Genomic DNA, 1,453 nt, shown 5'->3' on the forward strand with positions numbered 1-1,453 from the left:
AATTGCCCGGAAGAGGATATGGGCACGCGGGTGATCGATCTGATCTGTCCCATAGGCAAAGGGCAACGCGGTTTGATCGTCGCACAACCGCGTACCGGTAAAACCATGCTGATGCAAAGCATTGCTCACTCAATCGCTACCAATCATCCAGAGGTGATTTTACAGGTTTTGCTGATCGACGAACGACCGGAAGAGGTCACCGATATGCAACGCTCAGTACGCGGCGAAGTGATCTCCTCCACTTTTGATGAACCTCCCACCCGTCATGTCCAGGTGGCCGAAATGGTCCTGGAAAAGGCCAAACGGTTGGTCGAGCATAAAAAAGATGTCGTGATTCTGCTTGATTCCATCACCCGTCTGGCGCGGGCATATAATACAGTGGCTCCCCCCTCCGGCAAGGTGTTATCCGGAGGTATCGATGCCAATGCACTGCAACGTCCCAAACGCTTTTTTGGTGCAGCGCGTAATATCGAAGAGGGAGGCTCTCTGACCATTATTGCCACCGCCTTGGTGGATACAGGTTCCCGGATGGATGAGGTGATTTTTGAGGAGTTTAAGGGAACCGGCAATATGGAGCTGCATCTGGATCGCAAATTGGTCGAAAAACGTATTTTTCCAGCTATCGATATTGCCAAATCTGGTACCCGTAAAGAACAATTATTGATTGATCGCGATGAGTTAAACAAACTCTGGTTGCTGCGCCGGGTATTATTGCCCATGGGGCCTCAAGATTCCATGGGGTTTCTCCTGGACAAAGTTAAAGCAACAAAGAATAATGCTGAATTTTTCTCCAGTATGAACAACTGACTCACATTGGGAATTGATTATCATGAAAGCGGACATCCATCCTGACTATCACGAAGTGACCTATAGCTGCACTGGTTGCAACACCGTCATCACTACCCGTTCCACGGGCAGGGATTTGATTGTCGGTGTCTGTTCTTCCTGTCATCCATTTTATACCGGTAAACATAAACTGGTGGATACCGCCGGACGCATCGAGCGGTTCAAACGTAAATATGGTCTGGCAGTTTGATCGTGCATACAGGCCGGAAAGCTTTTCTTCCGGCCTGTTATCAGACAGGTGATCTGTTGCAGTGCTGTTTCTCCCAGTTCAGCAACCACAGTTTGCTGGCAACACCACCAGGAGCACTAAAACCTCCCAAACCATTTGCCCCAACCACACGGTGGCAGGGAAGAAGCAAAGGTAAGGGGTTGGCGGCAACTGCTTGTCCCACAGCGCGCGGTGCGCTGTTCAGTTGTTGCGCCAATTGGCCATAACGCATGGTTGTGCCCGGTGGAATCGTCGCCAACAGTTGTCCTACCCGCTTTTGAAACGGGGTGCCTTCCCAGCACACAGGTACCGGAATGGGACGAAAATGGCCGTTGAAATAGTCGGTCAACCAGGAGCGCACAGCCTGCAGCAGAGTGCTATCCACCTCTGGCAGAGAGC

At 51.0% G+C, this 1,453-nt stretch carries 3 protein-coding genes; 2 read left to right on the forward strand and 1 reads right to left on the reverse strand.

Features of this window, described 5'->3' with window-relative positions; all coding sequences use genetic code 11:
* Positions 1-807: transcription termination factor Rho (rho, locus tag EJP87_RS16305; RefSeq protein WP_130472901.1), on the forward strand; the 807-nt coding region annotated here is incomplete at its 5' end.
* 22 nt (positions 808-829) lie between these two features.
* Positions 830-1,036 carry a 50S ribosomal protein L31 gene (gene rpmE / locus EJP87_RS16310; RefSeq protein ID WP_130472902.1) on the forward strand — a complete coding sequence of 69 codons (207 nt, stop codon included), beginning with the start codon at positions 830-832 and terminating at the stop codon, positions 1,034-1,036.
* 40 nt (positions 1,037-1,076) lie between these two features.
* Here rpmE and EJP87_RS16315 read toward each other — a convergent pair.
* A partial coding sequence (locus EJP87_RS16315) for a methylated-DNA--[protein]-cysteine S-methyltransferase (protein ID WP_130472903.1) occupies positions 1,077-1,453 on the reverse strand: 377 nt, incomplete at its 5' end.

This window comes from Candidatus Magnetaquicoccus inordinatus (assembly GCF_004217665.1).
GTDB classification, from domain to species: Bacteria; Pseudomonadota; Magnetococcia; order Magnetococcales; family Magnetaquicoccaceae; genus Magnetaquicoccus; species Magnetaquicoccus inordinatus.

What these genes read in the sequence shown, in the direction of transcription:
- rpmE (WP_130472902.1), top strand. Translation starts at nt 830, where the DNA reads ATGAAAGCGGACATCCATCCTGACTATCACGAAGTGACCTATAGCTGC.